The 461-nt window shown below is 74.8% G+C and carries 1 protein-coding gene; it reads left to right on the forward strand.

Features of this window, described 5'->3' with window-relative positions; genetic code table 11:
* The coding region (locus V1L54_RS29320) for a ketoacyl-synthetase C-terminal extension domain-containing protein (RefSeq protein ID WP_330121193.1) at positions 1–461 on the forward strand (461 nt) is incomplete at both ends.

Consider the following 461-nt stretch of genomic DNA (forward strand, 5'->3'; position numbering starts at 1 on the left):
CCGACGAACCCTCGTCGCACGTGGACTGGTCGGCGGGAGCAGTGGAACTGCTCACCGAGGAGCGGGAGTGGCCCTCGGCCGGGCGACCCCGACGCGCGGCGGTCTCGTCGTTCGGGATCAGCGGCACCAACGCGCACACCATGATCGAACAGGCACCGGACGAACCCGCCTCCCTCCCGGGCCCCCGGATGCCGGACACGCTCGTGCCCTGGGCACTGAGCGGTGCCTCGCCGGAGGGCCTGCGCGCCCAGGCGGCCCGGCTGCGCGCCACGGCCGCAGCCGAGGAGCCGACCGATGTCGGGCTCTCTCTGGCGACCCGGCGTGCGGCGCTGGAGCACCGGGCGGTGGTGCTGGGGACGGGGCGCGAGGAACTGCTGCGCGAACTCGACGCGCTGGCGGCAGGACGCGGCAACGCGCCAGACGGTGTCGTGGCGCCCGGGCGTACGGGGTTCTTGTTCACC

Source organism: Streptomyces rubellus, from assembly GCF_036323805.1.
Classification (GTDB): Bacteria; Actinomycetota; Actinomycetes; order Streptomycetales; family Streptomycetaceae; genus Streptomyces.